We start from the raw sequence: 11,998 nt of genomic DNA, 5'->3' as shown, positions 1-11,998 counted from the left end.
TATACCGTTAATTTAGCTGATTGCTCTCAGCCTGCATCGCAGCCAAGCAGGGCCTTGGCCCTGTCAGCATCATCTTTAATTTGTAGCTTCAGCGCATCTAAAGACTTAAATGGCTGTTCATCCCTAATCTTTGCCACCAACTCGACTTCGACGGTGCGACCATAAAGGTCTCCTTCAAAATCAAACAGATGGACTTCTAACTGACAATTTTGTCCGTTGACCGTGGGCCTAAAGCCAACGTTGGCCACTCCTTCATAGATATCACTGCCGTCCCAATACAGCTTGACGGCAAAGACGCCCCTGACCGGAGACACCTTGCGTTTCAAGGCGATATTGGCTGTAGGAAAACCTATGGTGCGGCCAATTTTCTCGCCATGGGCAACCTTGCCACTCAGGGCATATGGATGGCCCAGCAGGCGCCTTGCCTGCTCCAGGTTCCCCTTGGCGAGCAGCCCACGAATCTCGGTCGAGCTCACCCGTTTATCCCCTAGGATAAAGCTATGGGTATTGACCACGGCAAAACCATATTTTTCACCGGCGGCCTTTAACATCTCAAAATTACCGCGGCGCTGCTTGCCAAAACAGAAGTCATCCCCCACCACCAGGTATTTCACCCCTAGCTGTTTTACCAGGAGATCCTCGATAAAGGCTTCAGCCGGCATGGCGGCAAACTTCTGATTAAAATTGACGCACAGCAGACGATCTATGCCCAGCTCATCGAGCAAGACAATCTTATCGCGCAGCAGACTCAGCCTAGCCGGGGCATTATCCCCCTTAAACAACTCTTGCGGCTGAGGTTCGAATGTCATGAGTGTTGCAGGAACCCCATGTTGCTTGGCTTTTTTTACAAGGGCAGCAATGACTTCGGCATGCCCACGATGCACGCCGTCAAAGTTCCCAATAGTCAGCACGCAACCCTGGTGTCTGGGTAAAATATTATGTATACCGCGGATCAGTTCCATTACATTCAATAACTAGCAAGCATAAGTTCGCGGATTATATACCAGCTGAGAAGGATAATCAGCAATCAAAAGCCAGCTTTCATCCTCCAGGGGCGAATTCCTAACAATAACATAGCCAACAGGTAGACCACAGCCCCTGCACCGATCAAATAGGCCAGCTGAGTTGCCCTGCCCATAAATGAAAGCGCTAGCCAGGTATCAATGCTAGGTAACAATAGATAAAGCACGGCGATCATCAAGGCAGCGGCAACCAAGGTTTTTCCCATAAACACAAAGGTTTGGCGAGGAATTTGGTACACACAGGCGCGATGCAGACCACGATAAAGCAGGCTTGCATTGAGCAGCGCCGATAACGAGGTGGCAATCGCCAAGCCTACATAACCGAAAGGAAACACAAAAATCAGGTTAAACACCATGTTACTCACCATGGCAACTATGCCGTAACGCACAGGGGTTTTGGTATCCTGACGGGAGTAATAGCCCGGCGCCAACACCTTGATCAGCATGAAGCTCAGCAGCCCCGAGCCATAGGCCATTAAACTATAAGAGGCCATATCCACATCATCTAGTGTGAAGGCGCCGCGCATAAAGAGCACCATCAACATGGGCTTAGCCAAGACGATCAGGCCGCACATGGCTGGCACCCCCATCAGCAGAATCGCCTTGATCCCCCAATCCATCGTCTTGGCAAACCCATCCCCCTCCGCGTTAACATGCTTCTTCGACAGCGCCGGCAAGATAACGGTAGCGATTGCGATACCAAACAGACCTAAGGGGAACTCCAGCAGTCGATCTGAATAGTAGAGCCAGCTGATCGATCCCGTCACCAAGAAACTGGCGATAAAGGTATCGAGTAGCAAGTTGATCTGCGACACAGACACGCCAAACAGCGCGGGCAGCATCAGGGTGCGTATCTTAACCACGCCCGGGTGCTGCCAGCCCCATGTCGGCTTAACCAGAGCCTTCTCTCTGAACAGAAAAGGAATTTGGAATAAAAACTGGATCAGGCCACCGGCGAAGACGCCCCAGGCCAGGCCTATCTCCGGCTGATCGAGCTTAGGCGCCAGAAACAGCGCAGCACTGATGATGGCAACGTTTAAAAACACCGGGGTAAAGGCCGACACTGCAAAGCGGCCACGGGTGTTGAGTATCGATCCCGCCAAGGCGGTAAAGGTGATAAACCAGAGATAGGGAAAGGTGATCTTCAGCATTAGTGATGCCAGCTCAAACTTCTGACCATTTGGCTCATCGTTTAGCCAGGCCAGGAACCAGCCGCCGCCAAACAGGGCCGTTAATAATGGCGAGGCGATCACCCCCACTAGAGTCACTAAGGTCACCACCAGCCCGAGCGTACCGGCGACCTTGGCCAGCAACTCACGAACTGCCTGATCGTCATGTTTCTCTTGATATTCGGTCAAGACAGGCACGAAGGCCTGGGCGAAGGCACCTTCGGCAAATAATCGGCGTAAAAAATTTGGGATCTTGTTGGCAAAAAAGAAGACGTCGGCGCTACTCCCGGCCCCCATCAAATTGGCGATAACCACGTCTCGCACTAAGCCTAAAACACGAGAAATCAGCGTCATAGCACTCACGATCATGCCTGACTTAAATAGTTTCTTGCTCAAAGTTCCCCCTGAAACGAGCACTACAGGTGTATCGAGCAAGTTAAAAAGTCGACTACCCCCTGTCACCAAGCAGCAAATACTGCTAGAATAGCGCACCATATTACACGAGTTAGGTTGAAGAACGCCAAGTCTGCTCTGATTAATTTATCTTTAGGATAAAGATCCGATCATTGTCATTGACAAACTGACGAAAAAAAGGCATATTCCTCGACCTTTAAAAATATCTAACCCTTTTAGGAGTTGCACCTTGGCTAATAGCAAGTCTGCAAAGAAGCGCGCGCTTCAATCTGAAAAACGTCGTCAGCACAACGCTAGCCGTCGTTCTATGCTACGTTCTTACGTTAAGAAAGTAATCGCTGCGATCAACACTGGCGATCACAAAGCGGCAACTGAAGCATTCAATGCTGCACAACCAATTGTTGACCGTATGGCGACTAAAGGTCTTATTCACAAGAATAAAGCTGCCCGTCATAAGGCTCGTCTAAACGCTAAGATCAAAGCACTAGCTGCTTAATCTTTTAGCGATATAAAAAAACCGGCTTAGGCCGGTTTTTTTGTGCCCGTCGTTCGAGCACCAATCAATCTCGCCACTTCGCAAAAACAGCATTCAAGCGGCAGTAGAGTCAATCGAAAATTCGTAAATACTCTAAACGGGCAAAATCCCCAGGGCAAAAAAACAAAAAAGCTGACGGCCAGTCGCCCATCAGCTTTCTATCTGCGCTATTCTCAAGCCATTTAGTGACAATAGATAGTGTTAAGTAACTTAATAATTTCAGATACTTCCTTGCTTTTCAGCGAATAAAATACCGTTTGCGCTTCTTTTCGCGTTTCGACCAAATTGTCTTTACGAAGCCATGCTAAGTGTTGCGACAGCGCAGATTGGCTAAGCCCCAGCTTTTTATTCATCTCACCGACGCACATCTCACCTTCGCTCAACAAGTAGCATAAGATGAACAGCCGGCGTTCATTTGCTAAAGCCTTTAGCAATACAACAGCATTATCCGCTCGTTGCTGCATCAATTCTATATTCATTACGAGCAATTTCTCCTAAAACAAACCCCGGCACTAATATAGCGTTGACTTAAAGATATAGTCGGGACATAAAGCACACTTTTTGCTAGATTGTTTTCAAAAATGGGACATACGTAATAAAAATAAAGGAAACTCATGAAAAGCTCCCCTCTCATCCTCCTATCCACACTCTTTTTCAGCGGCCTGTTTGCCTGTCAAGATGCGGCAGCAACAGACACAAATCAAAGTGTTAGTGCCAAGCTACAGCAGCAAGCACTCTCTTCGAGCCTGGCCTATGATATTGTCGAATCACTCACGGTCGAAGTAGGCCCTAGACTCGCGGGCAGCGACAAAGACATAGTCGCCGTAGAGTGGGCCGAGAAAAAGCTAGGCTCCCTCGGTTTTGATAAGGTCTATAAGGAAGCCGTGCAGGTGCCCGTATGGCAACGAGGCGAGGCCAAGGCCAATATCGTCTCCCCTTACGCCCAACCTTTGGTGATCACCGCCCTAGGTGGAAGTGTCGGCACGCCGGAAGAAGGGATTAGCGCGCCAATCGTCCGCTTCGAGACCCTAGACGAACTAAAACAAGCCGATCCAAGCCTGGTTGCGGGCAAGATCGTCTTTATCGACCACATCACCCCTAGATTCAAGACGGGTAAAGGCTATGGCATGACGGTTGGCGGACGCTCACGGGGCGCCATCGCCGCTGCAGAGAAAGGCGCACTCGCCATAGTGATCCGCTCCATCGGCACAGACCATGACAGAATGGCCCATACCGGCATGATGCGCTATCAAGAAGGGGGAAATAAGATCCCGGCTGCGGCCATGTCTAATCCCGATGCAGACTTGGTGACCCTGATGCTTAAGCGCGATCCCAATGTCGTGCTGCATCTTGAGATGAGCCCCAAGAACCTTGGCTACGCCACATCCTATAACGTAATTGCCGAGGTTACCGGCAGCAGCAAACCCGATGAGATAGTGCTTATCGGCGCGCACCTGGATTCTTGGGATGAAGGCACTGGCGCCATCGATGACGGCGCAGGAGTAGCCATTGTGACCGCCGCAGGCCACTACATCTCTCAGCTACCCGTTAAACCTGCCCGTACGGTTCGCGTGGCGCTCTACGCCGCCGAAGAACTGGGGTTAATTGGTGGTAAGAGCTACGCCAAAGACCATCAAGCCGAGCTGGCGAAACACTATATTGCCGCCGAATCTGATTTTGGCGCCGGGCGTATCTACCAGATCGACTTTAACGTTGCCGATGGGGCCTTTGCCGCCGTGCAGGCTCATACCGGCTCGATGCAGGATAATGGTGTAGCGCCAGGCAACAACCAGGCCTCTGGTGGCCCTGACGTCTCCATGCTGCCAGACTATGGCGTACCCGTGGCGTCGCTCAGACAAGATGGCAGCGACTATTTCGACTATCACCACACGCCAAACGATACCTTGGATAAGATCGATCCTGAGGCGCTGGCGCAAAATGCGGCGGCTTACGCCCAGTTTGCTTACCTCATGGCGCAATCAGAGATTGAGCTAAGACCGCTAACCCCTAAGGCCAAATAATCAAAGCAAGCCCTTGATAATCGGCCTCAGATGATAGCCAACGTGAGTTCATGGCCGACGAAAGTTAAGTTGGCTTAAGACTAAAAAAGCAGCCTATGGCTGCTTTTTTATCGCATTGACAGAGTCTTTCACTCGGCAAATTCGTTCTTGAGCTTAGGCTTGCTCTTCTCTTAGGAACACAGGCTCGTTAACACTGGAGTCTGCCTCACTGTAGTAATAACCCGCGGTGTCGAACTTAAGCAGCTCTTCATAGCGACTCACCTTGTTATCAAGCATGTAGCGCACCATCATGCCGCGGGCCTTCTTGGCGAAGAAACTAATCACCTTATACTGACCATTCTTCTTATCCTTAAAGATAGGCGTTATCACCTGTCCCTGGATCTGCTTTGGCTTCACCGACTTAAAGTACTCGTTCGATGCCAGATTCACCAGGATATCATCGCCCTGTTCGGCCAACGCCTTGTTGACCTCTTGAGTGACGATATCACCCCAAAACTGGTATAGGTTCGCCCCGCGGTCATTAGCCAGCTTAGTGCCCATCTCCAAACGGTAGGCCTGCATCAGGTCAAGAGGGCGCAGCAGGCCATAGAGGCCTGACAGGATACGCAGATGCTGCTGGGCGCGCGCTAGGCTCTCCTCAGACAGGGTATCGGCATCCAACCCGGTATAGACGTCGCCACGAAAGGCAAACAGCGCCTGCTTGGCATTGTCCAGATTAAAATCGCGATGCCAGTCGGCGAAACGCGCGGCATTGAGTCCGGCAATCTTGTCGCTAACCTTCATTAAGGAGGCGATATCGGCTGGTGTTAGCTCTCGACACACCTTTATCAAGGCTTCACTGTGTTCGAGCAGTGCAGGCATAGTAAAGGTTTGAGTACTTGCTGGCGTTTCATAATCCAGGGTTTTAGCCGGAGAGACTAAGATCAGCATAAATTATCCTTTGTATCTAACATTAAGCGAGGTGACTATCATACTGACGCAGACAGTAAAAAACCACGCCCTTGGAGCGTGGTTTTTTAGATGGAACTAATAGAGAGGCGCGATTAACCCGCTTGGGTTACACCTCGGGGACGGCAATCGACTTACCTTCCTCTTTAGCCAAGGCATCGGCACTGGGCTTGCCCTTCCAGATCTTCTCATCCAGACCGTTAAGCTCAGGGAAATGCGCCGCATCGAAGGTCGGCACCTTACCCGCCTTTAGCTGCACTTCGTAATCTTTGATCACCGCAAAGGCCACCTTAGAGAGCATGACGATGGCGGCAATATTCACCAGCGCCATCAAGCCCATGGAGACATCGGCAAAGTTCCACACCAACTGCAGAGACGCCACTGAACCCGCCATCACCATGGCCAAAACCAAGGCGCGGAAAGTATAGAGCACCTTCTTGCTCCGACTCAGGAACATGATATTGCTCTCTGCATAGCTATAGTTAGCGATGATAGAAGAGAAACAGAAGAGAATGATAGCGAAGGCGACAAAATAAGCTGCCCAGCCACCCACCTCGTTGGTGAGCGCTAACTGCAACAGACCTATGCCCTTCTGCTCACCCGGTGCATCCAGTACACCCGATAACAAGATGATGGCTGCGGTAGCGCTACAGATCACTATGGTATCGACAAACACACCAATCATCTGCACGAAACCCTGAGAGGCGGGGTGGTTAGGGTTTGGTGATGCTGACGCCGCGATATTGGCCGCACTACCCATACCCGCTTCGTTAGAGAACAATCCTCTTGCGATGCCCGCCATCATGGCGCCCATGGCGCCGCCGGCGGCTTCTTCCCAACCGAAGGCACTCTTGACGATATAAGCCAGCGCCGCAGGCACCTGCTCAAGGTTCATTACCAGAACGATCAGGGCAATCGCCAGATAAGCCACCGCCATCACAGGCACGATAAGCTCAGAGGCCTTGGCCACTTTCTTCAGGCCGCCGCTGATGATATAGGCCGCAACTGCGACGATCACCAGACCCACCATAGTCTTATCTAACCCAAAAGCATTGTTGAGTGCATCAGTCATGGTATTGGCCTGGGCCGCATTGAAGGCGAAACCGAAGGCGATGATCAGCAAGACAGAGAACAAAGAACCCATCCAGCGCTTGCCTAACCCTTGCTCCATATAATAGGCCGGGCCACCACGGTACTGACCGTCGCTGTCTTTAACCTTGTATACCTGCGCCAGGGTCGACTCGATAAAGGCGGTAGCCATCCCCAGCAGGGCGATGAGCCACATCCAGAACACAGCACCGGCGCCACCGACTGTGATTGCTACCGCAACACCAGCCATGTTACCCGTGCCCACGCGGGCCGCCATAGAAGTACAAAATACCTGGAACGACGAAATACCATTGGTTTTTTCACGGCCCTGTAGCACTAACTTGCTACCATGACCAAACATACGTAATTGGATAAAGCCCAATCTCAATGTAAACAACACGCCCGCAGCGACCAGCACGTAAATCAACACACTGCCCCACAGCATGCCGTTTACCGCGTTGATAGTCGAATCGACTAAATTTAATACAGATTCAAACATAGAACTTCTATAACCCTTAGGACGTTTATGGTGACCTTGCCAAGCAAGCCGCCACCTTTGTTGAATTTCCTTCCCAATTTGATCGAATATTTCCGGCAGGATTATCTTTTCGAATTATCCTTTCATGATGCCAAAACAACATGCCTGCCGAATTCGACACGCCAAAATAGCATACCATCAAAAAAGCACCATGTGATACAGATCACAGTTACCCATTTACATGACATTGCCATCACGCAATCAGACATAAATAAGCTACTGTATTAACGTAACTAACATGGTGTTTACCACCAAAAATTTAACATTCGGCAAATTTAATGACTTTGCAAAAATAAGATATTGAACACATTTTTGTAATAAAATTACAAATATAGTGCCTCACATGAGCTTTGATTAACTTATTGCTTACTATAAATGGGGTTATTTATGTCACAACAGCAAGAGATCACCGCACTAAAGAAATTTGTAAGAGCGACCAACTTCCTGGCCACCTCGCAAATCTACCTGAAGCAGAACGTACTGCACAAGCGTCCGCTAGAACATAGCGACATCAAACCCAGACTGCTAGGGCACTGGGGGACTTGTCCAGGTATCAACTTCGTCTACGCTAACGTCAACCGTCTCATCAAGAAAACCAACCGTCCTTTCCTCTACCTTGTCGGCCCAGGCCATGGCTTCCCAGCCGTACAAGCTAACCTGTTTATGGAAGGATCTTTGAGTCATTTCTATCCAGAGACGATTCCGTACAACGAGACAGGTATCGAAGATATCTGTAAGAAATTTTCAGCCGCCTATGGCTACCCTTCTCACGCTAACCCAGAAGCACCGGGTCAGATCCTCGAAGGTGGTGAGCTAGGCTACTCACTCTCAGTTGCCTGGGGTGCCGTGCTGGATAACCCTAACCTGATCGCTACCGTACTTATCGGTGACGGCGAATCAGAAACCGGCCCGCTAGCAGCCTCTTGGTATGCCAACCGTCTGGTATCTCCAGCCAACAACGGTGCCGTACTGCCAATCGTTCACATCAACGGCTACAAGATCTCTGGCCCAACCCGTATGGGACGCATGAGCCACGAAGAACTTGAACTTGAATTCAAGGGCCTTGGCTACCACCCAATCATTGTCGACAGTGACCTTGAAGAAGATGTCTACGTGCAGATGACCAAGGCGATGGATGAATCCTATGCCATGATCGAAGCCATTCAGACCAAGGCACGTAGTGGCGAAGATGTCGTTAAGCCTCGCTGGCCAGTGATTCTGATGCGCACCGCAAAAGGTTGGACAGGCGTTGCCGAAGACAATGGTAAGAAGTTAGAAGGTAACTGTGAGTCTCACCAGGTTATCGTTAACAAGTGTGCGAAAGACAAACAACACCTTGAAGCCTTAGATCAATGGCTTGCCAGCTACAAGTTTAACGAACTCTATAGCATCAACGAACAAAACCAGATCGTGTTCGACAAAGACATTCAATCATTGCTCCCACCAAAAGAGCTTTGCTGTGGTCGTCAACACCTGAGCTACGGCGGCGAAGTGGTACGTTCACTCAACAATCCTAAGCTGGAAGACCTGGCCTACGGTGCAGAAACGCCTAGAGGCCAACGTGGTTACTCTATGCTCAAGATGGGCCAATGGATGCGTGATGCATTCAAGCTCAACAGAGACCAACGCAATCTGCGTATCTTCAGCCCTGACGAAACCTATTCTAACCAGCTGCAAGCTGTGTTTGAAGAGACAGATCGTGCATGGCAGTGGCCTATCGAAAGCTGGGACGAAGATATGTCTCGCGACGGTCGAGTACTTGAGCTGCTATCTGAGAACCTGCTATTCGGTATGCTACACGGCTACACAGTAACGGGTCGTCACGGCATGTTCCCAACTTATGAGTCATTCTCACAGGTGGTCTCCTCTATGGCCGACCAATACTGTAAATATGTCTATGCAAGCCAAGGCGTACACTTCCGTAAGCCAGTTCCCGCTTGTAACGTCGTGCTCTCTTCACTGCTGGAGCGCCAAGACCACAACGGTTATTCTCACCAGAACCCTTCTTTCCTAGGAGCTATGCTTGAGAAACACCCAGAGATCATCTCGGCTTATCTGCCAGCAGATGCTAACTCTACCCTGGTTTACACAGAGCGTGCCTTCGCCGATCGCGATAAGCTCAACATCATCGCCGCCGGTAAGAAAGAGTTGCCACAATGGCTAACACTGGACGAAGCCCGTCAACAGGCTAAAGATGGCGTCATGGTGTGGGACTTCGCCTCAGATGAAAACCCAGACGTAGTACTGGCAGGCTGTGGTGACTATGTGACCCAAGAATGTATGGCCTCTCTGGTCATCCTGCGTGAGCTGCTACCAAGAGTCCGCGTGCGCTTCGTCAGCGTAACCGAGCTAACCAGCAGCGGTCTGGGTAGCCGTAAGTTCCAAAGCAAGCCTTGGATGATGGATGAGATCTTCACCGCCGATAAGGGTGTGGTCTTCAACTACCACGGTTATCCGAACACCATCAAGAAACTGGTATTCGATTACAAGGGTAGCCACAGATTCCGCATCAAGGGCTATGAAGAGGAAGGTTCAACCACTACACCATTCGACATGGGTGTGCGTAACGGTACTTCTCGCTACCACCTGGTTATCGATATGGCTTACAAGCTATTCCAACAAGGTGTGATCGACGAGACACAACACGTTGCCATCACCACAGACATGCTACAGCGTCTGGTTGACCACCGTAACTACATCAAGGCAAACGGTGTCGACCCAGAAAACATCGAAAACTGGATCTGGACACGTTAAGAATAGATTAACGCTACGTTAATTATTCTACTAGAAAAAAGGCGATTCCTAGCGGAAACGCCTTTTTTATTATCAAGTGACCAATGATCCTAAAAAAAATGCCTGTTTATCATGGCAATTTCTATATTCACGTAAGATAATACAGAGGCTAGCGATAATATCTAAGGAGTCCCCCCACAAAGTGCTGGCATGTTTTTACAGGATAAAAACAGCATGGGGGAAGATAGTAAAACAAAGGAATTGGAAAATGATGAACAATACATTGAAAGCTATTCTGCTTACATCAATGCTCCCATTTGCAGCCAATGCAGCACAAGAACTCACCCCTTGGTATGTCGGTGGCGGTTTAGGCGTTAACAACTACGAGCCTAACTGCGATCAGAAGACCATGAAGCAGTGTGGTGAAGACGATCCTTATGCTTGGGACGTATTTGGTGGTTACCTCTTTAACGACTATTTCGGAGTCGAGCTAGGCTATCGTGACCTAGGCCGTGCCGAGTGGGTCGACTATGCCAACAAACTAAACGACGTCGGTGCTCGCGGTATGACACTCGGCCTGGTAGGTTTCTGGCCATTTGCCGACCGTTGGAGCCTGTCTGCCGAAGCGGGTGCAATGAACTACCTACTGTCAAACAACAAACAGTGGGGTAGCGAGTACTACAGCGACAGCGGTGTTGCACCATACTTTGGTGCGGGTATCGGCTACAACTTCACCGACAACCTCAAGCTGCAAGCCAAGTATCGTCGTTATGAAAATCTCGACGAAGACAAGTGGAACACACTTGAGATGGAAAGCAACTACTGGGGTCTTGAGCTGAGCTACCGCTTTGGTCGCGCAGCACCAGCCGCTGTAGCTGCACCTGTGGTTGTTGCACCAAAAGATTCAGACAACGACGGTGTAACCGACGACAAAGACCAATGTGCCAACACGCCAAGCAACCACAAGGTTGATGCCAATGGTTGTACGGTTTACCGCGAAGTCACCGAAAAGCATGAACTAGGTTCAATTCGCTTTGCCAACAACTCAGCCGTGGTGAACTCTGCGTCTTACGGTCAAATCGAAAAGTTGGCCAACTACATGAACCAAAACCCACGCGCAACCGTGTTGATCGGTGGTCACGCCTCTAACGTAGGTAACCCAGACTACAACATGGATCTGTCAGAGCGTCGTGCCAATGCCGTTGCCGAGCTGCTGGTTAGCAAGTACGGTATCAGCCAAGATCGCGTCAGCGCTAAAGGTTACGGTATCACTCAGCCTCTGATCGAAGGCAAAAGCGCCGAAGCCAACAAGGCTAACCGCCGCATCGAAGCCCACGTCACTGGCGTGCGTAAAGAGCCGATTCTAAAGTAAGTCTTCACGATTAACTTAATGATCGACCTCACTAAAAATCGCTGCTTAGGCAGCGATTTTTTTTCCTGTCATAATTTAATGGTTATACTCTAAGTCCGTTTAGCACAAGCGTCAGCCTCACTAATCGGCGACGGCAAAAATGCCTTTTACTGATATT

9 protein-coding genes are annotated in these 11,998 nt (G+C 50.0%); 4 read left to right on the top strand and 5 right to left on the bottom strand.

Features of this window, described 5'->3' with window-relative positions:
* Window positions 1-26 precede the first annotated feature (26 nt).
* Together ribF and murJ are read right to left on the bottom strand one after the other, a co-directional pair.
* On the bottom strand, window positions 27-962 hold the full coding sequence (ribF, locus tag K0I31_RS05535) for a bifunctional riboflavin kinase/FAD synthetase (protein ID WP_011864902.1): 936 nt from the start codon (window positions 960-962) through the stop codon (window positions 27-29).
* A 65-nt stretch (window positions 963-1,027) separates the two neighbouring features.
* Complete coding sequence (gene murJ / locus K0I31_RS05530) at window positions 1,028-2,587, bottom strand: murein biosynthesis integral membrane protein MurJ (protein WP_220080171.1); 1,560 nt, start codon at window positions 2,585-2,587, stop codon at window positions 1,028-1,030.
* Window positions 2,588-2,834: 247 nt separating this feature from the next.
* Here murJ and rpsT point away from each other — a divergent pair, with 247 nt between their 5' ends.
* Entirely contained in the window at window positions 2,835-3,101 is a 267-nt protein-coding gene (gene rpsT / locus K0I31_RS05525; RefSeq protein WP_011864900.1) for a 30S ribosomal protein S20, read from the top strand.
* Between the two features lie 221 nt (window positions 3,102-3,322).
* On the opposite strand, the gene K0I31_RS05520 is transcribed toward rpsT, so the two are convergent.
* The gene (locus tag K0I31_RS05520; RefSeq protein ID WP_011864899.1) at window positions 3,323-3,619 is read right to left on the bottom strand and encodes an ArsR/SmtB family transcription factor; all 297 of its coding nucleotides are present in this window, start codon (window positions 3,617-3,619) and stop codon (window positions 3,323-3,325) included.
* A gap of 135 nt (window positions 3,620-3,754) precedes the next feature.
* Between K0I31_RS05520 and K0I31_RS05515 the strand changes: the two genes are divergently transcribed.
* The gene (locus K0I31_RS05515) at window positions 3,755-5,161 is read left to right on the top strand and encodes a M28 family peptidase (RefSeq protein WP_220080170.1); all 1,407 of its coding nucleotides are present in this window, start codon (window positions 3,755-3,757) and stop codon (window positions 5,159-5,161) included.
* A 153-nt stretch (window positions 5,162-5,314) separates the two neighbouring features.
* Here the strand turns inward: K0I31_RS05515 and yaaA are convergent, their stop codons facing one another.
* Both yaaA and K0I31_RS05505 read right to left on the bottom strand, forming a co-directional pair.
* Window positions 5,315-6,091 carry a peroxide stress protein YaaA gene (gene yaaA / locus K0I31_RS05510; protein ID WP_220080169.1) on the bottom strand — a complete coding sequence of 259 codons (777 nt, stop codon included), beginning with the start codon at window positions 6,089-6,091 and terminating at the stop codon, window positions 5,315-5,317.
* Window positions 6,092-6,218: 127 nt separating this feature from the next.
* A complete protein-coding gene (locus K0I31_RS05505; protein WP_220080168.1) occupies window positions 6,219-7,697 on the bottom strand; it encodes an alanine/glycine:cation symporter family protein in 1,479 nt (492 codons plus the stop codon).
* A 426-nt stretch (window positions 7,698-8,123) separates the two neighbouring features.
* Here K0I31_RS05505 and K0I31_RS05500 point away from each other — a divergent pair, with 426 nt between their 5' ends.
* On the top strand, window positions 8,124-10,490 hold the full coding sequence (locus K0I31_RS05500) for a phosphoketolase family protein (protein ID WP_011864895.1): 2,367 nt from the start codon (window positions 8,124-8,126) through the stop codon (window positions 10,488-10,490).
* Window positions 10,491-10,737: 247 nt separating this feature from the next.
* Window positions 10,738-11,841 carry an OmpA family protein gene (locus tag K0I31_RS05495; RefSeq protein WP_220080167.1) on the top strand — a complete coding sequence of 368 codons (1,104 nt, stop codon included), beginning with the start codon at window positions 10,738-10,740 and terminating at the stop codon, window positions 11,839-11,841.
* Window positions 11,842-11,998 lie beyond the last annotated feature (157 nt).

Source organism: Shewanella spartinae, assembly GCF_019457555.1.
Taxonomy (GTDB): domain Bacteria; phylum Pseudomonadota; class Gammaproteobacteria; order Enterobacterales; family Shewanellaceae; genus Shewanella; species Shewanella loihica.
The sequence above is the reverse complement of the archived record's forward strand: the minus strand, read 5'-3'. Positions and strand labels throughout refer to the sequence as shown.